24 protein-coding genes and 3 tRNA genes are annotated in these 25,906 nt (G+C 42.6%); 18 read left to right on the forward strand and 9 right to left on the reverse strand.

What is annotated here, in order from left to right; genetic code table 11:
* The first annotated feature begins 18 nt into the window (after positions 1-18).
* The 3 genes from uvrC to pgsA all read left to right on the forward strand — a co-directional run bounded on the left by uvrC (position 19) and on the right by pgsA (position 3,411).
* Entirely contained in the window at positions 19-1,818 is a 1,800-nt protein-coding gene (uvrC, locus tag WA352_RS08465; RefSeq protein ID WP_005314917.1) for an excinuclease ABC subunit UvrC, read from the forward strand.
* Between the two features lie 104 nt (positions 1,819-1,922).
* Complete coding sequence (locus WA352_RS08470) at positions 1,923-2,720, forward strand: thioesterase family protein (RefSeq protein ID WP_004802286.1); 798 nt, start codon at positions 1,923-1,925, stop codon at positions 2,718-2,720.
* A gap of 103 nt (positions 2,721-2,823) precedes the next feature.
* The gene (gene pgsA / locus WA352_RS08475) at positions 2,824-3,411 is read left to right on the forward strand and encodes a CDP-diacylglycerol--glycerol-3-phosphate 3-phosphatidyltransferase (RefSeq protein WP_004802289.1); all 588 of its coding nucleotides are present in this window, start codon (positions 2,824-2,826) and stop codon (positions 3,409-3,411) included.
* A 216-nt stretch (positions 3,412-3,627) separates the two neighbouring features.
* Here the strand turns inward: pgsA and WA352_RS08480 are convergent, their stop codons facing one another.
* Positions 3,628-4,407, reverse strand: coding sequence for an IclR family transcriptional regulator (locus WA352_RS08480; protein WP_005314920.1), 780 nt, complete (start codon positions 4,405-4,407; stop codon positions 3,628-3,630).
* 430 nt (positions 4,408-4,837) lie between these two features.
* On the opposite strand from WA352_RS08480, the gene WA352_RS08485 reads away from it, so the two are divergent.
* The 3 genes from WA352_RS08485 to WA352_RS08495 all read left to right on the forward strand — a co-directional run bounded on the left by WA352_RS08485 (position 4,838) and on the right by WA352_RS08495 (position 8,197).
* A complete protein-coding gene (locus tag WA352_RS08485) occupies positions 4,838-6,931 on the forward strand; it encodes an FUSC family protein (protein WP_005314922.1) in 2,094 nt (697 codons plus the stop codon).
* Positions 6,924-7,130 carry a DUF1656 domain-containing protein gene (locus WA352_RS08490; RefSeq protein WP_005314924.1) on the forward strand — a complete coding sequence of 69 codons (207 nt, stop codon included), beginning with the start codon at positions 6,924-6,926 and terminating at the stop codon, positions 7,128-7,130. The genes WA352_RS08485 and WA352_RS08490 overlap by 8 nt, the downstream gene beginning before the upstream one ends.
* Before the next feature lie 65 nt (positions 7,131-7,195).
* Positions 7,196-8,197 carry an HlyD family secretion protein gene (locus WA352_RS08495; RefSeq protein ID WP_005200512.1) on the forward strand — a complete coding sequence of 334 codons (1,002 nt, stop codon included), beginning with the start codon at positions 7,196-7,198 and terminating at the stop codon, positions 8,195-8,197.
* A 109-nt stretch (positions 8,198-8,306) separates the two neighbouring features.
* Here the strand turns inward: WA352_RS08495 and ruvX are convergent, their stop codons facing one another.
* The 3 genes from ruvX to recN all read right to left on the reverse strand — a co-directional run bounded on the left by ruvX (position 8,307) and on the right by recN (position 11,070).
* Positions 8,307-8,750 carry a Holliday junction resolvase RuvX gene (gene ruvX / locus WA352_RS08500; protein ID WP_005314927.1) on the reverse strand — a complete coding sequence of 148 codons (444 nt, stop codon included), beginning with the start codon at positions 8,748-8,750 and terminating at the stop codon, positions 8,307-8,309.
* Positions 8,743-9,297: a YqgE/AlgH family protein gene (locus WA352_RS08505; protein ID WP_004802298.1), complete on the reverse strand. Its 555-nt coding sequence runs from the start codon at positions 9,295-9,297 to the stop codon at positions 8,743-8,745. Before WA352_RS08505 ends, ruvX begins: the two co-directional genes overlap by 8 nt.
* Before the next feature lie 114 nt (positions 9,298-9,411).
* Complete coding sequence (recN, locus tag WA352_RS08510) at positions 9,412-11,070, reverse strand: DNA repair protein RecN (protein ID WP_005314931.1); 1,659 nt, start codon at positions 11,068-11,070, stop codon at positions 9,412-9,414.
* Between the two features lie 516 nt (positions 11,071-11,586).
* Here recN and ppnP point away from each other — a divergent pair.
* The 3 genes from ppnP to WA352_RS08525 all read left to right on the forward strand — a co-directional run bounded on the left by ppnP (position 11,587) and on the right by WA352_RS08525 (position 13,735).
* On the forward strand, positions 11,587-11,913 hold the full coding sequence (ppnP, locus tag WA352_RS08515) for a pyrimidine/purine nucleoside phosphorylase (RefSeq protein WP_004802302.1): 327 nt from the start codon (positions 11,587-11,589) through the stop codon (positions 11,911-11,913).
* Between the two features lie 130 nt (positions 11,914-12,043).
* The gene (gene rlmB, locus WA352_RS08520; protein ID WP_004802304.1) at positions 12,044-12,793 is read left to right on the forward strand and encodes a 23S rRNA (guanosine(2251)-2'-O)-methyltransferase RlmB; all 750 of its coding nucleotides are present in this window, start codon (positions 12,044-12,046) and stop codon (positions 12,791-12,793) included.
* Positions 12,794-12,823: 30 nt separating this feature from the next.
* Positions 12,824-13,735: a DMT family transporter gene (locus tag WA352_RS08525; protein ID WP_005314935.1), complete on the forward strand. Its 912-nt coding sequence runs from the start codon at positions 12,824-12,826 to the stop codon at positions 13,733-13,735.
* On the opposite strand, the gene coaE is transcribed toward WA352_RS08525, so the two are convergent.
* From coaE to pilB, 4 genes are read right to left on the reverse strand one after another with little or no spacing between them, the layout of a single operon-like run.
* A complete protein-coding gene (gene coaE / locus WA352_RS08530; protein ID WP_005314937.1) occupies positions 13,732-14,337 on the reverse strand; it encodes a dephospho-CoA kinase in 606 nt (201 codons plus the stop codon). The genes WA352_RS08525 and coaE overlap by 4 nt on opposite strands.
* Before the next feature lies 1 nt (position 14,338).
* Positions 14,339-15,199 carry a prepilin peptidase gene (locus tag WA352_RS08535; protein WP_005314940.1) on the reverse strand — a complete coding sequence of 287 codons (861 nt, stop codon included), beginning with the start codon at positions 15,197-15,199 and terminating at the stop codon, positions 14,339-14,341.
* 5 nt (positions 15,200-15,204) lie between these two features.
* The gene (locus tag WA352_RS08540; protein ID WP_005314943.1) at positions 15,205-16,431 is read right to left on the reverse strand and encodes a type II secretion system F family protein; all 1,227 of its coding nucleotides are present in this window, start codon (positions 16,429-16,431) and stop codon (positions 15,205-15,207) included.
* A gap of 24 nt (positions 16,432-16,455) precedes the next feature.
* Positions 16,456-18,168 carry a type IV-A pilus assembly ATPase PilB gene (gene pilB, locus WA352_RS08545; protein WP_005314945.1) on the reverse strand — a complete coding sequence of 571 codons (1,713 nt, stop codon included), beginning with the start codon at positions 18,166-18,168 and terminating at the stop codon, positions 16,456-16,458.
* Positions 18,169-18,539: 371 nt separating this feature from the next.
* Here pilB and tpiA point away from each other — a divergent pair, with 371 nt between their 5' ends.
* The 9 genes from tpiA to WA352_RS08590 all read left to right on the forward strand — a co-directional run bounded on the left by tpiA (position 18,540) and on the right by WA352_RS08590 (position 25,474).
* A complete protein-coding gene (gene tpiA, locus WA352_RS08550; protein ID WP_005314950.1) occupies positions 18,540-19,331 on the forward strand; it encodes a triose-phosphate isomerase in 792 nt (263 codons plus the stop codon).
* A gap of 12 nt (positions 19,332-19,343) precedes the next feature.
* Positions 19,344-19,673 carry a preprotein translocase subunit SecG gene (gene secG / locus WA352_RS08555; RefSeq protein WP_004802318.1) on the forward strand — a complete coding sequence of 110 codons (330 nt, stop codon included), beginning with the start codon at positions 19,344-19,346 and terminating at the stop codon, positions 19,671-19,673.
* Positions 19,674-19,730: 57 nt separating this feature from the next.
* A tRNA-Leu gene (locus WA352_RS08560) sits at positions 19,731-19,815 on the forward strand.
* Positions 19,816-19,859: 44 nt separating this feature from the next.
* Positions 19,860-19,936: transfer RNA gene (locus WA352_RS08565), tRNA-Met, on the forward strand.
* An 87-nt stretch (positions 19,937-20,023) separates the two neighbouring features.
* Positions 20,024-20,100: transfer RNA gene (locus WA352_RS08570), tRNA-Met, on the forward strand.
* A gap of 201 nt (positions 20,101-20,301) precedes the next feature.
* Positions 20,302-20,826, forward strand: coding sequence for a ribosome maturation factor RimP (gene rimP, locus WA352_RS08575; protein WP_005314955.1), 525 nt, complete (start codon positions 20,302-20,304; stop codon positions 20,824-20,826).
* Between the two features lie 37 nt (positions 20,827-20,863).
* The gene (gene nusA, locus WA352_RS08580) at positions 20,864-22,348 is read left to right on the forward strand and encodes a transcription termination factor NusA (protein WP_004802322.1); all 1,485 of its coding nucleotides are present in this window, start codon (positions 20,864-20,866) and stop codon (positions 22,346-22,348) included.
* Between the two features lie 10 nt (positions 22,349-22,358).
* Positions 22,359-25,073, forward strand: a complete 2,715-nt coding sequence (gene infB, locus WA352_RS08585) for a translation initiation factor IF-2 (protein WP_004802324.1) — start codon at positions 22,359-22,361, stop codon at positions 25,071-25,073.
* The gene (locus WA352_RS08590) at positions 25,073-25,474 is read left to right on the forward strand and encodes a ribosome-binding factor A (RefSeq protein ID WP_004774100.1); all 402 of its coding nucleotides are present in this window, start codon (positions 25,073-25,075) and stop codon (positions 25,472-25,474) included. The genes infB and WA352_RS08590 overlap by 1 nt, the downstream gene beginning before the upstream one ends.
* 51 nt (positions 25,475-25,525) lie before the next feature.
* Here the strand turns inward: WA352_RS08590 and WA352_RS08595 are convergent, their stop codons facing one another.
* The gene (locus WA352_RS08595) at positions 25,526-25,900 is read right to left on the reverse strand and encodes a Na+/H+ antiporter subunit G (protein ID WP_004802326.1); all 375 of its coding nucleotides are present in this window, start codon (positions 25,898-25,900) and stop codon (positions 25,526-25,528) included.
* Between the last annotated feature and the right edge of the window lie 6 nt (positions 25,901-25,906).

Raw genomic sequence — 25,906 nt, forward strand, 5'->3', positions numbered from 1 at the left:
AGAGAGAATAGGCATGTCGTGAACCCAAACGCTCGAGAACACATTGAAAAAATACTGGCGCATATGACTCAGTTGCCTGGCGTTTATAAAATGCTAGGTAAAGATGGGGAATTACTATATGTAGGCAAAGCCAAAAACCTAAAAAATCGTGTGTCGAGCTATTTTGTAAAAACCATTGAGCATCCGAAAACACAGGCCTTGGTTGCCCGTATTTATGATATTGAAAGCTTGGTGGTACGTTCAGAAACCGAAGCGCTATTGCTTGAGCAAAACCTAATTAAGCTGCACCGTCCGCCTTATAACATTATGCTGCGGGACGATAAATCCTACGTCTATATCTTTGTTTCTTCAGACAAGCCCTATCCTCGGATTGCCAGTGGACGAGGTAAGGGCAAGCATCAAATTGGTAAGTTTTTTGGGCCGTACCCAAGTGCTTATAGCGCGCGTGACACATTATTGGTGTTACAGAAGCTGTTCAATGTTCGCCAATGCGAGAACAGCTATTTTTCACAGCGCAAACGTCCGTGTCTGCAATATCAGATTAAACGCTGTACCGCGCCTTGCGTCGGCTTGATTAGTCCTGAAGAATATAAAGAAGATGTTGATAACTCGATTAGATTCCTTCAGGGCGATACCAAAGAACTAAATCAAGAACTGATTGGGAAAATGGAGCAGGCGGCTGAAGCACTGGAATTTGAAAAGGCGGTGTTCTATCGAGATCGTTTGTCTTTACTTCGTGAAGTGCAGGCGCAACAAGCGGTGTTTAAAATCAAAGGTGAAGCTGATATTCTGGCGATTGCTTATCAAGCTGGGGTGACTTGCGTCCAGATTATGTATGTGCGTAATGGACGCATGCTCGGCGGGAAAAGCTATTTCCCCGATATGCTAAGTGATGATTTGGGACAAATGCTCAGTGACTTTATGGCGAACTTTTACTTCCAAGTTGCCGATGAAGTGCCGACAGAGTTGATTGTGAATGTTGATGTGCCAGATCAAAAACAATTGGAAGAAGCGTTACAGCAAACTTTTAATAAAAAGGTACAGATCAAGCATAAAATCCGTGAGACTCGAGCTGAATGGTTAGAGTTGGCTCAAATGAATGTACAGCATGCCATTAAAGGTAAGCTCAGTAATCATTTAGAGTTAACTGAACGATTTCATCAGCTTGAACAGGTGGTGGGACGTCCGATTGATCGGATTGAATGCTTTGATATTAGTCATACCATGGGCGAAGCACCAATTGCTTCCTGTGTGGTGTTCGATCAAGGTGGGTCACGAAAGAGGGACTATCGTCAATTTGCCATTCAGGATATTACGGGTGGCGATGATTATGCTGCAATGCGGCAAGCCTTGATCCGTCGCTATAAAAAGAATATGTTGCCTGATCTTCTGCTCATTGATGGAGGTAAAGGACAATTACATATGGCGATGGAGGTTATGCAAGAGCTAGAGCTGGATGCCTTTATGATCGGGGTATCTAAAGGTGAAGGTCGTAAGCCAGGATTGGAAACATTACATTTTACCGATGGCACCAAGATTCAGCTTCCAGAAGATCATAAAGCGCTACACCTCATTCAACAGGTGCGTGATGAAGCGCATCGTTTTGCGATCACCAAACACCGTGCCAAGCGCGATAAGCGCCGTAGTAGCTCAGTCTTAGAAGCCATTCCCGGACTTGGACCAAAGCGTCGTCGTGATTTATTGACGCATTTTGGGGGGATACAAGGGGTACTCAGAGCATCGGAAAAAGAGTTGATGTTAGTCCCGGGGTTAGGTGAGGTTCTGGCGCGGACGATTTATAAAATTTTACATGAGTAATTTGACCGATTGACACAATCTTCCCAATATTGCGGTGTAAACGATCATTCACAAATGGCGAAAAACATTCAAAGATAGTGTATTTCGATGATGAAGGAAAAATGATGTCCTTGCTTCCGCTCTATCAACAGGTTGAACAACAAGAATGGATCGATATTCCATCAGGTTGGCTACAAGGCCGGACAGTGTTTGGCGGGTTGATTGCCGGACTGATGATCCAAAAGGCGCTGAGTACGGTACAAGATGCAGCAAAACAACTGTTAAGCTGTAACATCACTTTTGTCGGCCCAGTGCAACAAGGACGAGCCAGACTCAGTGCTGAAATATTACGTGAAGGAAAATCAGTCACGACTTTAGAAATCCGACTCTGGCAGGATGATGCGGTACAAAGTATTTTGGTGGCCAGTTTTGGCCTACAACGTGAATCGCGGATTCATGTGCAAAACTTACCTACAGTTCCTGACTATCCAACGGCCGAACAACTGGATAAAACCTTCTATATTGAGGGGTTAATGCCCGAATGTTTACAGCAATTTGAATTGTGTTGGGCAGAAGGGAGTTATCCAATGGCAGGCAGTAAGGTGCCTGATTTTGGTGGCTGGGGGCGGTTTGCACCTAGTTTGCATCCAAACCGTAACATGCAATTGGCAGATCTGTTTGCACTGATGGATGTCTGGCCACCTGGGGTTTTACCTATGTTTAAAACGCCTGCACCAGCCAGCTCCTTGACTTGGCAGATTACCTATTTGCAGCCGATTGTGGATCAAATTCAAGATTGGTTTAAATACAAAGTCGTGACTGAATATGCAGAACATGGTTATTCAACTGAATATGCGTATATCTGGGATCGTGAAAACCGCTTAATTGCGGTACTTAGACAGACAGTTGCCGTTTTTGCCTAGTCGACACTGCGGTGCATTTCGTATAAAGTTGCTTACACATGGATAATCTCGGCACATCCTTTGTGCGACATGCATATTTGATGCGAACAACATGGCGGTGTTTATGAGTACAGGGCAAATCCTGAACATTCCTAATATTTTAACTTTGGCACGTATTGCCCTAATTCCTGTTTTCTTGGTGATTGCTTATTGGCCACCGGCAATTGGAATTGCTGAGCATCATGGGGGAATGATGCGTCATCTGATACTGACAGCGGTATTTGTACTTGCTGCGGTGACAGATTGGTTGGATGGCTATTTGGCACGAACTTTAAATCAAAGCTCTGCTTTTGGGCGGTTCCTTGATCCAGTCGCAGATAAGTTGATGGTTGCAGCAGCACTGATTGTATTGGTGCAATGGCAGCCGAATATTTCAATGGCTTTTGCTGCGATTGTAATTATTTCGCGAGAGATTACCGTTTCTGCGCTACGTGAGTGGATGGCAGAGTTAGGTGCTCGTACCAGTGTTGCAGTGTCGACTGTTGGAAAATACAAAACAGCTTTCCAAATGATTGCGATTAGTGTGTTCTTATTGAACTGGAAGCCTTTGGAAATATGGGCCTATGCCTTACTGTACGCTGCTGTGATTCTCACCCTATGGTCGATGTTTATTTATTTGAAAGCAGCATGGCCGTACTTAAAACAGCCTTAATCGTATTACAAAGCTAATATTTAAAAAGCCTTCTAGAAAGAGGGCTTTTTTATTGCCTGATGAATGGCTAGACAAGAAAAAAGCCCATACAACGATGAGCTTAGTTCTCTGAGGAAAGCCATGCTCTTTTGGGAGAGTATGCTGAAGAACATAATCATCATATGAGAATTTGCTGAAATTTACAACCGTGTAAAATGTAAATGTTTTTTAATATTCTCAAATGGGGTTGCCTTGGTTCTCAGACAGTGTTGCAAATTTATGTTCAATTTGAGCCGCATTATTTTGCAAAATTTCAATTAACTTTTGAATGTTGATGAAGTCAAAACGATTCTTTGAAGCCACTAATGTGAGCGCAATCGGCGCTTCTTTGTTGGAGAAACGGATCGGCACAGACAAACTGCACAGTTGAGGATCGATTTCACCTTGGGATAAGTAGAAGCCCTGTTTTTTGATTTTCCGCATGTGCTGGATGAATTCATCCTGAGTCTGAGCAAATCCAACTTGTGCCAATTCTTTTGAAAACTGCTGATAATAGGCTTGAATACGTTGCTTGCTTAAATGTGCAATCACGATCTTGGGTGAAGCACCGACGTAAACAGGGCGTGGACAACCTCGGCCAAAAGAGAGTAATTCGGCATCTTTAAAGGTCTCATGATGTAGGTCGATACAATAATCATGATTTAAATAGGTTAATAAGCAGCACAGTTCGGTACGTTCCACGATATCGCGCATAAAGGGAATGCTGATTTGAATCAGCGGGTCAGTGCTGTGGGAAATATAATCTAAAACGGCAATTTTAGAGCCAAGCGTATAGTCACCCGATGTACCACTAATCCGTTTTAAGATGTCTGTCGAAACCAGTTCTTTGAGATAACGATAAGCGGTAGGTTTGGATAGCGCAAGCTCATCACAAATGATATCGACATTGATAATCGGACGTGAAACTGAAAATAAATCCAGTACAGTAAGAATTTTACCAAAACTCGAAATTGCCATGATGGGACGCCTACTCCTTACAAAATAACGTGAAAACCGAACTTTTATTGCTTTATAACAGAAAAGCGAAAGGTCGTGTATGTACTTTTAAATCTGATCATCCGAGATCAATCGTTTAGGGTGAATACTGAGAAAAATGATAAATTTTATTGTGATTATTTTAAATTAAAATGAAAAATTATCAAATGGTGATAATTTATGTTGACTAATTTACTCGATTTTGAAAAAATAAGCTATGCAATGTCTTATGTGGATAATTATTTTTAGCTGAAAACGCCTAAAAATGCTAAGTATTGCAGATCACTCCTTATATCCAGTTTCACTCATCGCACTTGCCCTGATCTGAATGCTTTCAAATCAGTCTGGACAGCTTGTCACTTTTTTAGTGATGACATGCGTGATTAAACTGACGCTGAACCGAGACATACTCATGCTATTTAAACAGCTGTTGGCTTTTAGACCGAGTCGGCTTGACCTCATATTTGCCTGCAAAACCTTTGTAGCAGGCATGTTGGCACTGTTTATTTCGTTTGAATTGGATTTGATTAATCCGATGTGGTCGATTGGTACGGTGTTGATTATTGCCAGTCCCTATTCGGGGATGGTGTCTTCAAAATGTGTCTATCGCTTGGTGGGAACGGTTGCAGGGGCCATGATTGCTTTGTTTCTGACCCCCCATTTTATTAATACCCCTTGGCTGTTTACCATTATTTTGTCCTTGTGGGTGGGCTTTGCACTCTACGTCTCTTTGCTCGACCGGACACCACGAAGCTATGTATTCATGCTAGCGGGTTATTCAACCGCCATGATTGTGTATAACGCGATTACCTATATTGATACCTATAATATTTTTGATATTGCCTTGGCTCGTGTGCTTGAGATTTCTGTGGGGGTGATTTCAACCGCCGTGGTTTCAGCAACCTTTTTCCCTGTGCATGTTGGTGCAATGATTAAACAGCGGGTTAATAAAACCCTGAATGATCTGGAAAGTACCTTTGAAAAGCTGATCACTGTTCAAGAAACACCAGAAAACTATACGCAAATTTTGTCTGTGATTACCCGTGATACAGCTGATATTCATGCTTTAGCCGTACATTTGGCTTATGAAAAAGGTGAGTTAAAAGGCATGACCAAAACCTTGCAGGAAATGCTGCATCAGGTGTCATTGGTGGTGGCCAATCTGGTGGCTTTATCGCAACGGGTGAAACAACTTGAACAAATGCAATTGAGCAATCTTAGGCCGCATTTAAATCGTATCCGCCAAGATACATTGGCTTTTTTAAAGCAAGAGCGCATTGTTCAACCCAGTGATTTGCAGGGTTTACCCACTAGATTCGAAGAAGATTTTGCCGAGCTGATTGCGCAAGCCACAGCTGAACAGCAAATTGTATTGGGTGCCTTGAAGATGGACGTTCGCCACTTTATTGCCAATATGCTGGCAGTGAAATTGATTTGGCAGCAGATTCAGCAAGGCAATAAAGAGATTCCAACTGAAATTACTGCAATCACCACCAAGTATCCAAGTTTGCATCGGGATCATGGTATTGCCGTTCGTGGCGGCATCAGTGCGGTGTTGATTACTTTTATTGTGACCGCAGCTTGGATTCTTTCGGGTTGGAAAGCGGGCTTTATGATGGCGCAGATGGGGGCGATTACGGCCTGTATCTTAACGGCCTTGGATAATCCTGTACCTGTATTACGTATTTTTATTTGGGGCAGCATTGTCTCGGCGGGTTTAGTTTTCATCTATGCTTTTGGAATCTTTCCGCATATCACTCATTTCTGGCAATTGGCATTGGTGCTATTTCCGGTATTCCTGGTTGCTGTGACCTTGATGGCCAATCAGATGTTGATGCCTGTGGGGATGGTACTGGGGATTAATACCATGATGGGGTTGAACCTACACAACAAATATACGATGGATGCTGTGTCTTATCTGGATAGTTCCTTTGCCATGGTGTTAGGCGTTTTGGTGTCCCTGATTGTGATTGATTTGGTGCGTGCTGTTTCACCAGATACCAGCGCGACGCGAATTTTAGCTTTGCATTACCAAGCGATGCGCCAAGCTTTGCATCTGTCTTATGGCACTGATTTTAAAATTCATTTACGTAGTATGTTGGACCGTGTTGGGGTATTAAATACCAAGATGGTACAAAACCCAGAGGTGAAAACGGCCATTCACAATGCATTGGTTGAAAGTAGTTCGATTGTCGATTTAGTTCGTTTGCAAGAAATAAGCCAAAAATTGCCACAATTGTTGGAGCTACAAAATGGCTTGAACCAGTTACAACAGCAGTTGGCAGATTATTTTCAAAGCCAAGAAAAGCAACTTTCAATTCATCATTTTCCGATTCAGATTGTGCAACAAATAGAACGTTTACAAGACATCTCTCATCAGATTGAAGATGTGCAGTTGCGGCAACGGCTGCTCATTTCACTGAATAATATTTGTGAAAGTATTGGTCATGTCTCAATCGAACAGATGTATTCGGACAGATATGGTTTAGGGGTATCTCATGGGTGAAATGAATCTTTATGGGGTTTATATCCCAATCCTTTTGGTACAAGCCATTGTTGCTTATGTACTGTTTAAGCTACTCAGCCCCTTAGTTGATCGTTTGGTCATCAAAGGCTGGATTGCATTGCCCAGTATTTTCAATTTGTGCTTTTACTTGGGTTTGATGCTAATGGTGCATTGTCTGTTTGTTTGGCTGTGGGCCTGAGGTCTTGGATGAAATGCTCATTCTAAAATTTAATGATTTAAAGAAAGGTGGTAGAGGTAATAAACATGAGTGCATTTGATGTAAGAAAAGTTATACGTCCAATTGTATTGCTGGTTGCAGTTGTGATTGCCGTTTACACCATCGTGCATTTATGGAATTACTACAATGCAGCACCGTGGACACGCGATGGACGTGTACGTGGTGATGTGATTCAGGTTGCTTCTGATGTAAATGGTTTGGTGACTGAAGTCTTGGTACAAGACAACCAGACGGTAAAAAAAGGGCAGGTTCTGTTCAAGATTGATGTGGCACGTCAGGCTTTGGATGTTGAACAAGCCAAATCAGATCTTGCCAAAGCCAAAGCAGGTTTAGCACAAGCACATGCAAATTTAGCAGGTTCGAAAGCGAGTTTAGTGAAAACTGAGGCCAATATGAAACTGGCTGAGAAAAATGCAGCACGTTATGCCAGCTTGATGGATGGTGCGATTTCTAAACAAGAGCAAGATCAGGTTTTTGCGACTCGTGATCAAGCTGTTGCTGAGCGTGAGCAGCTCACTGCCAGTATTGAGCAAGCCAATGCAGCCATTCAACAGCAGCAAGCATTAATCGAAGTGGCAACCAGCAGCCTACATTTGGCTGAGTTGAATCTTAATCGTTCTGAAGTAGTTGCACCTGCGGATGGCACCTTGTCGAACTTTGACTTACGGGTGGGTAATTATGTGAAGGTAGGACAGGCGGTTGCTGCTTTATTAGACCGTCATCAGCTCTATGTCGTCGGTTATTTTGAAGAGACCAAGCTGAACCGTATCCATGTCGGTGATGCTGCAACCGTACAGTTAATGGGTGATAAGCAAAGAATTCGCGGTCATGTGCAAGGTATTGCTAGCGGGATTGAAGATCGTGAGCGTTCTGGTAGTTCAAACTTATTGGCCAATGTGAATCCAACCTTTAGTTGGGTACGTTTGGCACAGCGCGTACCAGTGAAAATTGTATTGGATGAGCAGCCGAAAAATCCATTGGCCTTTGTTTCTGGGCGGACGGCAACAGTGAGAATTATCGAGAAGTAATTCAATTAAGGTTAAAAATCTTATCTTATTCGTGAAACGTGCTTTGAGTTTTACATAATCGCCTAGTGGTATGTATAGCACTAGGCGATTGAATCTTATGGGGATATTTTTAAGGTGTAATTCCAGCTGGGTCGCGATACCAGCTCTGAATCAATAGCGCCGCTGCAAAGCTATCAGCAGATAAACGTTTTGCCTGACCTTTACTTTGATAAAATTCGAGTTCTTCTCTGGCCTCCCGTGTGGTTAGGCGCTCATCCACCATCCAAGTTTCAATATTGGTTTGGTGGCGTAAACGGCGGGCGAATTTTCGCGCCCGAGCAGACAGTTCAGATTCACTATCATCCATATTCAGTGGTAAGCCCACGATAAATAAATTGGGTTGCCATTCTTTGACAATCTTTAATAATTTATCCCAGTCTGGAATACCATCTTTCATTGGAAATAATGGTAGGGGATTGCTACTTTCAATACTGGATTGACCCATCGCCATCCCCATTTTTTGGGTACCAAAGTCAAAAGCCATGATGGATTGGGGTGTTTGCATATCAGGCATGGCCAATCTCAGAAGCAAACCACGTGCGGTCTACCCCAATTTTCTTGTAAGCAGCATCCCAGCGATCGTGATAAGGCAGATTAAAAATCAAATCCATATCCGACTCACAGATCAGCCAATCTCCCCGGATCATTTCTTCTTCGAGCTGATTCTTACTCCAGCTGGCGTAACCCAAGGCAATTTGATAACGTCCAACACCTTCGTTATGTGCAATCGCATCCAGAATATCTTTACTGGTGGTGATACAGACATTTTCACCAATCGCAATGGATGAATGCCATGTCGGTTGACCAGTATGAAGCACAAAGCCAGCTTCAGGGCGCAAAGGACCACCTTGCAATACCGCATGAGGATGTACGTTATCTGCATCAATCTCTAAATCATTGAGTAATTCTTTGATTTGTAAGTCTGAAGGTCGGTTGATAATGATGCCTTGAGCGCCGTCTTCGTCATGGCGAGCAATATAGATGACTGTATTGGCAAAAAAGTCATCTGCCATGTCTGGTGGAGCGATGAGACAACGGTGAGTTAAATATTGTTTCGTCACCTAGGCGATTCTCCATCAATGTATTGTGTTGATTTATCTATATAGGTTCTTTTTATCAACATACAAGAGTTAATCGGATTTCGCCAATCTTTTTCTGAAATTTTATCGCTTTAATTAGGCCGTTTGGAACTTAAGCTGACGCAGTTGGCGTGCATGTTGTAAGGTGGTTTCGCTAATTTCGACCCCGCCAGACATGCGGGCCAATTCGAGGATACGCTGTTCCTCTCCCAACTCGATGATGGTACTGCTGGCTGGGTCTGTCTGTTGTTTTTTCACCAATAAATGTTGATCTGACTGTGCTGCAACTTGTGCCTGATGTGTGATACATAATAATTGGACATGTTGTGCCAGATCAGCCAGTAAGCGGCCCACCACTTCTGCTGTGCCACCACTGATTCCCACATCAATTTCATCAAAGACCAACACTTCTGCATCGGTTTTTTCTGCATTCATCACTTGCATTACCAGTGCAATACGAGATAACTCACCACCTGATGCAACGCGTGCCAATGGTTGCGGTGGAATCCCTTTATTTGCAGTAAAGAGAAGCTGAATAAAGCTTAGACCTTCTGCATTGGGTTCTTGTGGTTCAAATTTAAACTCAAAATGTGCTTCAGGGAGTGCCAATGGTTTAACTTGTTCAGTCAGTTGTTTCGCCAATGGAATTGCGGCTGCACGACGAATATCATCCAGATGTTGCGCAGCTTGAATAAATGCCTGATATGAAACTTCAACTTGTTCGGCCAGCGTTTCTGGATCTTCAAGTTGGTGCAGTTGCTCTAATTCTTGCTGCCAAGTTTCATATTCTTGTTTCAGTAATTCCGGTTGAGTGCGGTGTTTACGTGCTAGACGATGGAAGACTTCGAGGGTGGCATTCAAGTGTTCCATGCGTTCAGGGTCAAAGCTTTGACGATCAATAAACTGACGTAAACTTGCGGTTGCATCGTCTATTTCGCTTTGTGCATTTAATAAAGAGTTATAAATATTGGCTAACTGTTCGCTACGACCTGCATGAGATTCTAAGCGACGAATGATTGAGGCAACTTCTTGGGTGATATTTTGTTCCGCTTCATCCAAGACATTGAGGCTATAACTACAGTCCTGCATGATATGTTCATGATGGCTGAGACGATCAAATTCTTGTTCTGTTTCGCGATAATCGGTTTGAACAACCTCTTCAAGCTCTTCTATTTGGGACTCTAGGCTTTGTATTTTTTGAATACGTGTCGCTTGTGCATCTAAAGCGGCTTGATGTTGCCGAATATTTCGTTGCCATGTGCTATACGCTTCACGGACTGCTTGCGAAGGTTCGGCAAAATTATGATAACGATCGAGCCAATGTTTTGGATAGGGTGGTTCGAGTAATTGTTGCTGGCTATGTTGGCTATAGAGTTGAACCAGTAAACGCCCAATTTCTTTGAGTTCTGCCAAGCTGCTTGGGCGACCGTTAATCCATGCTTTGCTGCGACCTGTGGCAAAAATCACACGTCTTAAATGGATCTCACCTGAATCATCATCCAATTCATGTTCGGTGAGCCAATGTGCTTCCGCACTTTGGGGCTGATAACTAAACACAGCGGTAACATCGGCTTTGTCTGCACCATAACGCACATAATTGGTATCAGTGCGTTCACCTAAGCATGCTGAAAGTGCATCTAACAGTAATGATTTGCCCGCACCAGTTTCACCAGTCAGCACATTGAAGCCTTGTTCAATGTCTAAAGCCAGATGGTCGGCGAGTGCAAAATTAATTAAAGTTAAATGGGTGAGCATAAACGCATCCAATGCACGGAATCTTTTGCTTAAAGATAGAGAAGTTTTAAAGTGACGACAAGAGCGGAATACAGGATTTTCCTGATTTACTGAGGAATTGCTGATTGTTTGTAAGTTTAAGAGAACGTTTCACTTTGTATTTCTGAGTCATGGGTAAAAAAGCGGTAGGCCTTATGCTTAGCTTTATTAATCCTTACCACTCGCAGCATATGAGTCATATATGGCGCTCTTGCGCCCGAACCTTGTGAAGCGATGCTTCTTATGCTTTGTTAATCCTCTTCACTCGCAGCATAGCTGCTCGCCTTGCGCCCAGACAAAGCGTTGCTTTGTTTTTTCTCGCCACTCACAGCATAGCTGTTCGACTTGCGCTCGGACAAAGCTTCGCTTTGTTAATCCTCGCTCAGGTATGAAAATTGCTATGTTTAGCCTAGAAAATGGATTGATTAGTTGTCACGGCACAATTAAACTACGTCCAGCATAATCTAATATAAATGCGGCATTATTTGGAGAGTACGCATGAGTTCAGTGCAATTTGATCATGTAACGGTCATTAAGAAATCGAATGTGTATTTTGGTGGGGCGTGTATTAGCCATACTGTACAATTTGAAGATGGTACAAAAAAGACTTTAGGTGTTATTTTACCTACTGAACAAGCGTTAACGTTCGAAACACATGTGCCAGAGCGTATGGAAATTATTTCTGGTGAATGTCGTGTCAAAATCGCAGATAGCACTGAAAGTGAATTATTCCGCGCAGGTCAGTCTTTTTATGTACCTGGAAATAGCATGTTTCACATTGAAGCAGATGAAGTACTCGATTATGTTTGCCATTTAGAAGGTTAACCTATTCCTTCTTAAATCGAGTACACTACGCTCAAAGAAAATCCTGTAAAGTTCCTTTGCAGGATTTTTATTTTTTTAAAATTCCCTAATATCCTCTTGATAAAAGAGGAGCTTCTAAACGAGGTCGTTCATGGCAAAACCCGAATATTATTATGGCGTTCATTCAGTTGAGTCATTGTTGGAGTTGGAGCCTGAACGCGTTTTGACTTTATTTACATTGAAAGGTCGTGATGATCAGCGTTTGCAAAAAATTTTGCAGTTGGCAGAGCCTTTTGGTATCAGTGTACAAAAAGCCAGTCGTGATAGCTTGGAAAAGCTTGCAGGGCTACCATTTCATCAAGGTGTGGTGGCTGCTGTGCGTCCACATCCAACCTTAAATGAAAAAGATTTGGATGAAATCATGCAACAGTCGCCAGATGCATTGTTGTTAGCACTTGACCAAGTGACTGATCCGCATAATCTGGGCGCATGTATTCGTACTGCGGCTGCGATGGGTGTTCAGGCGGTGATTGTTCCCCGTGATCGTTCAGCCAGTTTAACCCCGACAGCACGTAAAGTTGCAGCAGGCGGCGCTGAAAAAGTGAAATTTATTCAAGTCACTAACCTCGCTCGAACCCTAGCGCATTTAAAAGACACCACTCATACCCGTGTGATCGGGACGATGCTGGATGAGAAAGCATTGCCGATACAACAATGTGATTTCAAAGGTCCTGTCGTGATTGTGATGGGTGCAGAAGATACGGGACTTCGTCCAATTACTCAGTCACAATGTGATCATACCGTTTATATTCCAATGTCTGGTGATCTACAAAGTCTGAATGTCAGTGTGGCAACAGGTATGGCACTTTATGAGGCGTGTCGTCAGCGTAGTGCTGTATAATTTAGCCAAATGTTGGCAATGTAAACTCAGATGACCATCCGTACGCAAGGCTATTTCTTTGTCTTTATTACCATGTGTATTTGGGGCGGATTTACCATTTTTTCCCGTCTCAATGCACATTGGCATGTCAGTGTCTGGGATCTGGTGGCAATGCGCTTTGCGATTGCTTCTTTGATTCTGCTCCCAGTCTTAATCTATAAAAAAGATTTCGCATTTTTGTGGGATTCACGTCCAATCATTTTGGCACTGATCGGTGGCTTGGTTTATTGTCTCACCGTCTATAACGCTTTTTCACATGCGCCAGCAGCGCATGCCGCTATCTTTCTCAATGGTTGTATTCCCTTGTGTACCGCTGTGGCTGCTTATGTATTATTTAGACAGCCTTTTGATAAACACACTTGGTTCAGTTTAATAATTATGATGGCAGCTTTGATGCTGATGAGTTATCTCATGCTGCATGATCAAGCTTCGGCATTAGGCGTAGGAGATTTACTACTTTTTATCAGTGCAGTGTGGTGGGGGATTTTTACAGTATTGCTGAAACAATGGAAATTATCAGCTTGGCATGCAACCGCTGGCGTGGTGATTTGGTCGGCGATTATTTATTTACCGATTTATATTTTATTTATTCCTAAGCATTTTCAAGATGCAGCTCCTGTACATTTATTGATTCAAGGGCTGTTTCATGGTGTCTTGGTGGTGATCGTGGCAACGTTGACTTATGTAGCTGCGATTGAGCGTTTGGGTGCATTTAAGACCGGTAGCATTGTCACATTGGCACCATTTATTGCTGCTGCTGTGGCAGTTCCTTTATTGAATGAGCCGCTGAATGCCGCGATTGTGTGTGGCTTGATCGGGATGGGAATTGGTGCTTTGCAGCCATGGCGATGGCTGCGTAAAGATACTTTAGCGACTCAACTCGCTAAACAGAAACAAGGCTAAAAAGTGTGTTCTGCTCGTTGTAAATAACTGAAGTGCAAAGGTTTGAGCTGTTGATGGAGATGTTCTAACAGCCCATCATTGATCACGATATCATTTGCCAACTGCTGTTTTTGGCTGCGTGGCATTTGTGCGGCAATAATTTTTCGAATTTGTTCCTCATTCTGTCCATCACGTTGGCTGGCACGTTGTAGTTGTGTTTGTTCATCAGCATCGACCAGTAGGGTGTGCTGAACCAGCTCATGCTGATTGGTTTCAAATAAGAGTGGTGAAACTAAAATCACATATGGGCTTTCAGCTTGTTGTAATTGCTGAATAATCGACTGACGAATGGCCGGATGGGTAATGTTTTCTAAGTTTTGGCGTGCTTCTGGAAATTGGAAGATATGTTCACGGAGTGCACGCCGATCGAGACTACCATCTTCCAATAAGACCCAGTCACCAAATGCTTGTTGAATCGCTTGCAAAGCGGGCTGACCTGGTTCAACCACTTCTCGGGCTACTACATCTGCATCGACCACGGCAATACCTTGGGATTCAAACCATTGTGTAGCAGCCGATTTTCCACTACCAATACCACCTGTAATGCCCAAGATAAAACGCATATTAACCACCTAGATAAACTTTCATAATCTGATCACCCCATAAAAATGCAATCCAACCTGCAATCGCAATATAAGGACCAAATGCAAAAGGTTGATTTTCACCGCGCACTTTTATCAAGATAATACCAATAATTGCGCCAAGCATTGAAGAGAGTAACACAATTAAAGGCAGCAGCATTGGCCCCATCCAAGCGCCTAAGGCTGCGAGGAGTTTGAAGTCACCATAGCCCATACCTTCCTTGCCTGTAATCAGTTTAAAAATATAATAAACAATCCAAAGGCATAGGAAACCAATTAAATAACCCCAAATTGCGGCACTGGCTGTCGTGTAAATTGCATAGCTATTTATTCCCAAACCCAAAGCAGCTAAGGGTAGGGTAAAACGATCAGGCAGCAGTTGAGTGTCAAAATCAATAAACGTTAAGGCAATCAGTACCCAAGTTAAGATTAGACCAAACAGCATTTGGATGGTTGCACCGAAGACTGCAACTACAACCAAAGAACAGATCATCGTGAGTAATTCAATCAGTGGATAACGGATACTGATCGGATTCTGGCACGTCCCACATTTACCACGAAGAGCTAACCAACTAATCACTGGGATATTTTGATACCAACGAATAGGCGAGTCACATTTCGGACAGGTTGAGGCTGGTTGGCTTAAAGTCAGTTTACTTTGATCAATGGTGGGTTGTTCTGGGTGTAACAGCATTTGACATTCTTGCTGCCACTCCTGCTCCATCATGCGGGGAGTACGAAAAATGACAACATTTAAAAAACTGCCGATGCATAAACTAAAAAGCCCAACCACGAGATAAAGAGCGGTTGGGTTTTCAATAAAATAAGAAAAAAATTGTTGCATAAGGATTAGACCACAGAACCCATTTGGAAGATTGGTAAATACATGGCGATGACCAGACCACCGACCAACACCCCAAGAATTGCCATGATTAAAGGTTCCATCATTGAGGTTAAGCCATCGACGGCATTGTCGACTTCATTTTCATAATGTGTCGCAACTTTGTCGAGCATACTGTCTAGGGCACCAGACTCTTCGCCAATTGCGACCATTTGAATCGCCATCGACGGAAAACGGTTAGAAACACGCATCGCAAATTGTAATTGTTGGCCTGTTGCCACATCTTCACGAATTTTCATGACGGCTTCTTCATAAATGACGTTATTGGTTGCACCAGCAGTAGATTCAAGTGCATCAATCAGCGGAACCCCTGCTGCAAATGTCGTCGCAAGCGTACGACTATAACGTGCAATAATGGCTTTATAGACTAAATCTCCGAAAATAGGAGCTTTGAGTGCCATTTTATCCAGTAGATCTCTGAATTTTTTACTGCGTTTTTTGGCTTCAAGAAAAGACGCAATAATGGCTCCAATCACAATAATCAGAATAAACCAGTATTCCTGCATCCATTTTGACATTTCTACCACCATTTTGGTAAAGGCGGGGAGATCTGCACCAAAAGAGCTAAATAAATCTTGGAATACGGGGACTACTTTGACCATCAAAATAATCGTCACAATCACAGCAACCACAACGACTGTGATTGGATATTTCATGGCTTTTTTAATTTTTTGTTTCAGTAATTCACTTTTCTCTTTATAAATCGCGACGCGATCTAACATGGTTTCAAGCGCACCAGACTGTTCACCGGATTCAACCAAAGAGCAAAATAGGTTGTCAAAATATTGAGGATATTTTTTGAGTGCGCCAGCAAAGGTATTACCCCCTTCAACTTCGCCTTTAATACCTAGAACCACTTCACGCATGGATGGATTTTCTAATCCCTCCGCGACAATTTCAAAGCCTTGTACCAATGGGACACCCGCTTTCATCATCGTAGCCAATTGGCGGGTGAAGATAGTGATATCTAGTGTGGTGACTTTTTTCTTCATCAAGCCTTCGAGAATATTTTTACGTTTTTCTCGAATATTTTTGATGGTTACCCCTTGTTTACGCAGCGTGACTTTAGCCAAAGCCATATTCCGTGCCGGTAATTCCCCTTTAATTTTTGCCCCTTTCCGGTCGACCCCTTCATAAGCAAAAGTTGGCATCATTTGCGCTTTTTTAGCTGCCATGATTATTAATCCTTTTTATTGATTTTATTCACTTGTTACTCGGTTGACTTCCTGCAAAGAGGTAATTCCCTGCATGACTTTTTTCAAACCTGAACGACGTAGATTATTAAATCCTGCTTGTTCTGATGCTGCTGCAATTTGTAAGGCATTGCCATCTTCCATAATCAGTCTGGAAATTTCTGGCGTGACCTTCATGACTTCGTAAATCCCCACACGACCTTTATAGCCTTCACGGCATTCAGCGCAACCGACAGGTTGAAAAATTTTGAATTCAGGGTCATTTAAATCTTGTTCAGTAAAGCCGAGTTCCAACAAGCTTTGTTTAGGGATCTCAATCTCTTCTTTACATTGACCACAGAGGCGACGCGCCAAGCGTTGCGCGATTACCAGATTGACGGAGGTTGCAATGTTGAAAGAAGGCACCCCCATGTTGCGTAAACGGGTTAGGGTCTCTGGCGCGCTGTTGGTATGCAGAGTTGACATCACCATATGACCCGTTTGTGCGGCTTTAATGGCAATTTCAGCCGTTTCCAGATCACGAATCTCCCCGACCATGATCACGTCTGGATCTTGACGTAAAAATGCTTTCAGCGCTGCAGAGAAGGTAAGTCCTGTTTTCGGATTGACGTTAACCTGATTAATTCCTTCCAAGTTAATTTCAACTGGATCTTCGGCGGTCGAAATATTGGTGTCTTCGGTATTCAGGATATTTAAACCCGTATACAAAGACACTGTTTTACCAGAGCCCGTTGGACCTGTAATTAGTAACATGCCTTGTGGTTTATCCAGTGCATCCATAAATAAGGCTTTTTGCTCATCTTCATAACCGAGTGCTTCAATACCCAGCATAGCACTGGATGGGTCCAGAATACGGAGTACCAACTTTTCTCCAAACAATGTGGGTAGTGAGTTAACACGGAAATCGATAGCTTTGGTCTTGGACAGTTTAAGTTTAATACGTCCATCTTGCGGCATTCGTTTTTCAGAAATGTCCATTTGTGACATGACTTTTAAACGTGAGGCGAGTCGGGTTGCCATTTGTAATGGTGGGTTGGCGATTTGACGGAGTACACCATCAACACGATAGCGGACACGATACATTTTTTCATAGGGTTCGAAATGTAAATCGGATGCGCCCATACGAATCGCATCAATCAATAGTTTATTGATGTATTTGACAATTGGAGACTCATCACCTTGTGGCGTGTCATCTTCTTCTTTGCTTGGATCTTGACTTACATCAATGTCGAGATCAAAGTCTTCACTTTCACCAAAATCGAAACTGCCAGAATCGCCAAACTGTTGTTCAATCAGTTTTTCGAGTTTTGTGTGCTCAACAATGATGGGCTCAATATTGAGTTTGGTATTAAAGCGAATGGCATCTAATGCTTCAATATTGGTTGGATTGCTGGTCGCGACATATAAAATTTGCCCACGTTGTAGTAACGGTGCAACTTTATGTTTCTGAATGAGTTTGTTGTCTGCCAGATCGCGAGGTAGCAAAGCTGTATCGTATACAGCCAGATCGAAAAGTGGTTCACCGAATTCGGCTGCAATCGTTTCAGCAATGGTTAGGGGAGATAAACGATGCTGTTCAATCAGATGTGCAACGATGTCTTGTTGTGCTTTTTTAGCCGCGTCAATTGCGGTTTGCATGGTTGTGGTGGACATGTGTCCATCTTCAACTAACCGTCGAATAAACCCCGAAAACTTTGGAGACGTATGTAATCCTGACATCTGTCCGCCTTATGACAATAAATGTTTATAATATGTATTCTAAAAATTATACTTTTGTTATGCAAAAATACTACTACAGAAAGTGTTGTTTTTGCCTTGATTCATAGTGAAAACTTTGAACTGATCGAGTTTTTTGCAAATTAATTTTCTTTCATTGAATTAAATCTTATCCATAATCAAATCAATTCAATTGTGGCAAGCTTTAAATTTTACACTGAAACACCATAATATTATGACGGTAGAATAGCAGCTTTTACTGATCTTCATGATTTTTAGTCATTTATACAGCAGTAAAAGAAAAAACTGAATTTTATAAAAATCCGTGTAAAATATGCAGCATTTTTGAGAAATTAACAGTGGGTGGGCGAAGTATGTCGAACTCGAGCATTACTCCTTGGGTTGTTGGCAATTGGAAAATGAATCCAATGCATGCGAATGCTTTCCAATTAGTAGAAGAATTTAAACAGTTATTACAACAGGAAGATATTGCAGCTGAGCAATGTCATATTGGTGTTGCGCCAATCGCAATTGCGTTAAGCGGCATTCAGACACAGTTTAAAGATGCAGCGAGAACGATTTGTACGGTTGCGCAAGATGTTTCTCGTGTCGCAGGTACAGGTGCCTATACCGGTGAAGTGAGCGCCGAACTGTTAAAAGACAGTGGTATTGAATTTGTTTTAATTGGGCATTCTGAACGTCGTGAATTATTTGGCGATGATGTCGAAATTTTAAAAGCTAAATTACGAAATGCATTAACTGCTGGTTTGACTGTCATTTATTGCGTGGGCGAAAGCTTAGAGCAACGTGAACAGGGTGCAGCAGAACAAGTGGTATTACAACAAATCTGTGATATGGCCGCTGTAGTAAAAACTGAACAATGGCAAAATATTGTGATAGCGTATGAGCCTATTTGGGCAATCGGAACAGGGAAGACGGCTTCTCCTGCGGATGCTCAAGCCATGCATGCAAAAATTCGTGAAGGTCTAAAGCAAATCACGGCATTTGGTGCTGAGATGGCGATTCTTTATGGCGGCAGTGTAAAAGCTGAAAATGCAGTTGAATTGGCAGCATGTCCAGATATTAATGGTGCTTTGGTAGGTGGTGCGTCTTTAAATGCACAATCGTTTTACCAAATCGCAAAAGCATTTGCACAAAGCAAATAACGAGGAATTGAAATGTATAGTTTTATACTCGTTGTACATATCATTTTAGCAATTTTAATTATTGCTTTGGTTCTGGTACAACAAGGTAAAGGTGCGGAAGCAGGAGCATCATTTGGTGGTGGCGGTGCTGCTACTGTTTTTGGTGCCTCAGGTGCAGGTAACTTTTTAACTCGTTTAACTGCGATTTTTACCGCATTGTTTTTTGTCACAAGTTTAACGCTTGCTGTATTTGCTAAAAAACAGACGACAGATGCATATAGTTTAAAAACTGTTCAAACGTCGACATCTGCCCCAGCGACATCGCCTGAAACTTCACCAACTGCACCAAAAACAACTGAATAAGTTGAATTAGCACTTTCCTTTTTGCGTTTAAGGGAATAGAATGCGTCCCACAATACTGCGGTGGTGGTGGAATTGGTAGACACGCTACCTTGAGGTGGTAGTGCTTTCGGGCGTGGGGGTTCAAGTCCCCCCTTCCGCACCAAGCTTAATAACCAGTAAGTTTGGTGTGTGCAGTGTTTGTATTGTTGCGGGATGGAGCAGTCTGGTAGCTCGTCGGGCTCATAACCCGAAGGTCGTTGGTTCAAATCCAGCTCCCGCTACCATTTGATTAAGGTGCAACTTAATCAAGCAAATATGAAAAAACTTAAATTGACTTTTTTTCATATTTGTATATAATTTTTGCACGTTGATGCGGGATGGAGCAGTCTGGTAGCTCGTCGGGCTCATAACCCGAAGGTCGTTGGTTCAAATCCAGCTCCCGCTACCAAGTTTCTAAAAAGAGGCTCACAATAAGGTGGGCCTTTTTGCACAGTGGGCATTGCTTTTCTGTGTAACATAGGGGCGATTTACGCCCTTTTTTATTGGTTGTTTAGCTATATCGTGTAGTTGTTCGACATCAATTGGTCAAATAGTCGTGCTTCACTATACGGTTAAGATTGATTGGCTCGTATGAGAGCGACGAGAGTAAATGAAATTATCAAATAAATCTCAAGCATTGCATGATCTAATTGCACCAGCTGTAGCTGCGTGTGGTGTAGATTTGTGGGGAATTGAATTCCTACCACAAGGTAAACGTTCTTTATTACGCATTTATATTGATAAAGCGGTCGATGAGAATGTTGAACCTGTCTTAACAGAAGATGGTGAAGTTGAACTCGGGCGTGGTATTGGCGTTCAAGATTGTGTTCTCGTAACACAACAAGTGGGTGCAATGCTTGATGTTCATGATCCAATTTCGGGTGAATATGCTTTAGAAGTTTCTTCACCAGGTTGGGATCGTCCATTTTTCCAATTGAACCAACTGCCTGCCTATATCGGGCAACAAGTGGCTTTACGATTAATTGCTGCTGTCGAGAACCGTCGTAAATTCCAAGCCAAATTACTTTCTGTAGACTTAGAAAATGAAATGATTCAAGTTGAAGTTGAAGGTGATCATGTGCTTGAAATTGATAGTAATAATATTGATAAAGCAAATTTAATCTATCAAGACTAATATTAACTTAATTTTATAAGAAATCGGTAGGTGACTTATGGGCCGCGAAATTCTTACCGTTGCAGAAACGGTTAGTAATGAAAAAGGTGTTAGTCGTGAAGCGATCTTCCAAGCGTTAGAGCAAGCACTTGTTGCGGCAACGAAGAAAAAGTTTTACGAAGGCACACGTTCAGAAGAAGCTCAACTTCGTGTTGAGATTGATCGTAAAACGGGTGATTACCGTACTTTCCGTCAATGGACTGTGGTTGCGGATGAAGATCATGAAATGCCAGCATGCCAAGATGCGATTTCTGATTTAGACCCTGCTCAGTGGTCAATCGGTGACGTGCGTGAGTTGGAAGTTGAATCAATTGAATTTGGTCGTATTGCAGCACAAATTGCAAAACAAGTAATCGTACAAAAGATTCGTGAAGCAGAACGCGCACTGGTTGCGGATGCCTATGAGTCTAAAGTGGGTGAGTTGATCTACGGTGAAGTGAAAAAGCAAACTAAAGATGGCTTTATCATTGATCTTGGTGACAACGCTGAAGCTTATTTAGCGCGTGAAGAAACCATCCACAAAGAAATTTTACGTCCTAAACAACGTATCAATGCGATTTTGTATAACGTGAATCGTGAAGGCCGTGGCGCACAATTATTATTGTCTCGTGCACGTCCTGAAATGCTGATTGCATTGATGAAAAAAGAAATTCCAGAAATTTCTGAAGAAATTATCGAAATTAAAGCGGCTGCTCGTCAACCAGGTGTTCGTGCTAAAATTGCAGTGAAAACCAATGATCATCGTATCGACCCAGTAGGTGCATGTATTGGTATGCGTGGTACACGTATCCAAGCAGTGCAACAAGAGTTGAACGGTGAACGTATTGATGTGGTGGTGTGGTCTGATGACCCAGCACAATATATTGCAAGTGCATTAGAGCCAGCTGATGTATCAGGTATTGTTTTAGATGAAGATGCACGTAGTGCAGATATTATCTTTGCAACCAATGATCAGTTAGCGCGTGCAATTGGTTCGCAAGGACAAAATGTTCGTTTAGCATCGGAATTGACGGGTTATAAACTCGACATGATGTTAGAAGAAGAGTATCGTGCTCGTCAGCAAAATGAAGCACAACAATATTTAGATATGTTTGTTACACGTCTGGATATTGAAGAAGACTTGGCAATGGCATTGGTAGAAATGGGCTTTACTTCACTCGAAGAGATTGCTTATGTACCAGCTGAAACATTCGACGAAATCGAGCTTGAAGCAGATTTAGTTGAACTGTTACAAAGTCGTGCGAAAGAAGCTGCTTTGACGGATGCATTGAAACAGCAAGAAAATATTCAAGAGCCAAGTGCAGAACTTCTCGGTATGGAAGGTATGACGACTGAGATTGCGTATGCATTGGCGGCGCGTGGTGTGGTTACTGTTGATGATTTGGCGGACCAAGCAACTGATGATATCTCTGATATCGAAGGTTTAGGTCATGACAAAGCGGGTCAGTTAATCATGAAAGCACGTGAATCATGGTTTAACTAGGAGATAATAGATGACGGACAAGTCGATTCAAGAGTTAGCGCTCAGCGTAGAACGTCCTGTAGAGAAACTCCTAGAGCAGGTTCGCGAAGCAGGTCTACCACAGCGTAAAGCAGATGACATTATTACCACTGAACAGCAAGATACTTTGGTCAATCACTTGAAAAAAGTACATGGTCAGGAAAGTGGTAACACAGGAAAAATTGCGTTGAAACGTAAAACAACGAGTACTGCTAAAGTTACAAGTACTTCAGGTAAAGCGAAAAGCATTAATGTTGAAGTTCGTAAGAAACAAGTTTTTGCTAAACCAAATCCAGAATTACTTGCAGCTGAAGCAAAAGCGCGTGTAGAAGCAGATGCAAAAGTACGTGCCGAGCAAAAAGTACGTAATGATGCTGAGCAAACTGCACGTCATACGGCTGAACAAAAAGCCAATGCAACTTTAGAAGCCATGCGTGCAGCGCATACTTCTGATAATGCGGCTCAAGCTCCAGCAAAAACAGCTGTTGTGGTGAAAAAGCGTAATAGCGACAAGGTGATTAAAGCCCCTGTTATTCGCCCGACAGAAACACCAGAGCAAAAAAGAGCACGTGAAGAGCAAACTGCTCAGTTGAAAGCAACTGAAGAAGCAGTACGTCGTAAAGCAGCTGAAGAAGCGCAGCAACGTACACTTGAGCAAATGCGTCAGATGGCATCAAAATATTCAAATGATGATGCAACTGCAACGATTCGTGTGATTGATGATTCACCGTTGGCTGCTGGTCTTGTTGGTCAAGCGTATGAAGATTCCTTTAATAAGGAAGACCGTGAAATCAAACGTGGTGGTGCAACTGCAAATCCACGTGCTGGTAAGAAAGGCGGTCGTGGTGGTGATGCTCAATCTGAACAAAGTTTTAGCAAGAGCCATCACAAGCGTGGTTTGAAAACCAGCCAAGCCAATAAACATGGTTTTGAAAAACCAGTTAAAAAGCAAATTTATGATGTTGAGATCGGTGAGAAAATCATTGTTGCTGATCTAGCACAAAAAATGGCGGTTAAAGTTCGTGAAGTGATCAAGACCCTCATGAAAATGGGTGAACTTGTAACTCAGAACCAAGCCATTGATCAAGATACTGCTGTACTTGTGGTTGAAGAATTGGGCCACAATCCAGTTTTAGTTTCTGATACGCAAGCAGAAGATAACTTATTGGTTGCTGCTGAAGAAGCTCGTGGTGAGCAAACAACTCGTCCGCCAGTTGTAACGATCATGGGTCACGTTGACCATGGTAAAACGTCGTTACTAGATCGTATCCGTCGCTCTAAAGTGGCTGCGGGTGAAGCGGGTGGTATTACTCAGCATATTGGTGCTTATCACGTTGAAACTGAGAAAGGGATTATTACCTTCCTCGATACACCAGGACATGCTGCGTTTACATCAATGCGTGCACGTGGTGCAAAAGCGACTGATATCGTGGTCCTTGTTGTTGCTGCTGATGATGGTGTTATGCCACAAACAGCTGAAGCAATTGACCATGCACGTGCTGCAGGTACGCCGATTATTGTTGCCATCAACAAGATGGATAAAGAATCAGCTGATGTAGACCGTGTATTAAACGAATTGACCACCAAAGGTATCGTACCTGAAGAGTGGGGCGGTGATGTGCCAATTGCAAAAGTATCAGCACACTCTGGTGCAGGTATCGATGGTTTACTTGATTTAATCTTGATCCAAGCTGAATTGATGGAGCTTAAAGCTTCAGCTGAAGGTGCGGCACAAGGTGTTGTAATCGAAGCACGTGTCGACAAAGGTCGCGGTGCAGTAACGTCGATTCTGGTACAAAACGGTACATTGAACATTGGTGACTTGGTACTTGCAGGTTCATCTTATGGTCGTGTTCGCGCGATGGTTGATGAAAATGGTCAACGTATTACTTCTGCAGGTCCTTCGATTCCAGTTGAAATTTTAGGTTTACCTGATGCGCCAATGGCGGGTGATGAAGTTCTTGTGGTGAATGATGAGAAGAAAGCACGTGAAGTTGCTGATGCTCGTTCTGACCGTGAACGTCATAAACGTCTAGAGCGTGCGAGTGCAATGCGTCTTGAAAACATCATGGCATCTATGGGTAAAAAAGATATTCCTTATGTGAATGTCGTACTCAAAACTGATGTACGTGGTACTTTGGAAGCGTTACATGTTGCGCTTGATGAGCTTTCTACTGATGAAGTTAAAGTCCGTGTAATCGGTTCTGGTGTTGGTGCAATCACTGAGTCAGATGTCACTTTAGCTGAGTCTTCAGAAGCAGTATTATTAGGTTTCAACGTACGTGCGGATAACACTGCTCGTCAAAAATCTGATCAAGATGGTATCGATATTCGTTACTACAGCGTCATTTATCACTTGATTGATGATGTTAAAGCTGCAATGAGCGGTAAGCTTGCGCCAGAACATCGTGAGACGATCTTGGGTGTGGCTGAAGTACGTGAAGTATTCCACTCAAGTAAATTTGGTGCAGCAGCGGGCTGTATGGTACTTGAAGGTGTATTGCATCGTAACAAGCCAATTCGCGTATTACGTGATGATGTGGTTGTGTTCCAAGGCGAGCTTGAATCTCTTCGTCGCTATAAAGAAGTGGTTGAAGAAGTTCGTGCTGGTATGGAATGTGGTCTTGCAGTTAAGGGTTATAAAGACATCAAAGCACAAGATAAGATCGAAGTGTATGATGTTCAATTGATTAAACGGAGTCTTTAATGGCGGGTAGCCAACGCTTAAAGCGCATGGCGGACTCAGTACAACGCGAGTTGTCTGAGCTTATCCGTCAGGAGCTTAAAGATCCACGTCTGGGTGGTCTTGTGACCATCTCAGCCGTGAAAGTCAGTGCAGATATGGGATATGCTGAAGTATATGTCACTGTAATGGGTCGTGAGCTGGGTGATGATCAAAGTGAAGCAGCAAATAAAGAAACTTTAGATGTCTTGAATAAAGCGTCTGGTTTCTTGCGTCATGAATTGAGTCGTCGTATCAAGACACGTATTACGCCAAGATTGCGTTTCCATTACGATAAGACCAATGCCTATGGTAACTATATGTTTGGTCTGATTGCGGAAGCGGTTAAGGATTTGCCTGAACAAGAGCAAGATGAACAAAAGTAAATTGATATAAAAAAGCCACCTTCGGGTGGCTTTTTTTATGGCTTGATGGGATTAATCTTTTTTCAATGGATGGCGACGATAACGTTGCCAAGGCAATGGGCGATTTAAAGCTTCTGGTACATCACCACTGGTTGAGCGTAAGCGTAAGTGGATGGCTGCTTGTGCCATCAAATTTGCCGATACTGGCGCAGTGATAAATGCAAACAGAGTAATTAAAAGCTCAGCAAAACCAAAACGACCATGCATTGCAGCAAAAATCATGGCTGCGATCAGAAAGCTACCAAGGCCTAAAGTACTGGATTTGGTCGGTGCATGTAAACGCATAAATAAGTCGGGTAGGCGAATCATGCCGATCGAACCGATCAGCATAAAGAACGCACCAAACACCACAAAAAATGAAACGACAATCTCAAGAATTAGTTGCATGGCATT

The organism is Acinetobacter sp. 102 (assembly GCF_037028485.1).
GTDB classification, from domain to species: Bacteria; Pseudomonadota; Gammaproteobacteria; order Pseudomonadales; family Moraxellaceae; genus Acinetobacter; species Acinetobacter higginsii.